Source organism: Pseudomonas sp. E45-MNA-CIBAN-0222 (genome assembly GCF_040310405.1).
Taxonomy (GTDB): Bacteria; Pseudomonadota; Gammaproteobacteria; order Pseudomonadales; family Pseudomonadaceae; genus Stutzerimonas; species Stutzerimonas stutzeri_AC.
On the sequence record NZ_JBEOPU010000245.1, the window covers coordinates 1 to 235 of the forward strand.

A 235-nucleotide genomic window follows, 5' to 3' on the forward strand; every position below is an offset into this window, starting at 1 on the left:
GCTCCAAGAAGTCGTGCGCCACGGCATTCGCTTTGAGTCTATCCCCGGCATCACGGCCGCCAGTGCCGCTGCGAGCCGAGCAGGTATCCCATTGACCCATCGCGATCATGCGCAGTCTGTCAAGTTTGTCACTGCTTGCAAAAAGGCAGGCGCGCCTAACAACGACTATCATGAGCATCTAGATAGCACGCAAACGGTGGTGTTTTATATGGGTTTGCATCGGTTAGATGAGATG

The 235-nt window shown here is 54.5% G+C and carries 1 protein-coding gene; it reads left to right on the forward strand.

Annotated elements, in window-relative coordinates; all coding sequences use genetic code 11:
• Window positions 1–235 (forward strand): SAM-dependent methyltransferase (locus AAEZ08_RS23475; RefSeq protein ID WP_500125250.1); only part of this gene is annotated, 235 nt, incomplete at both ends.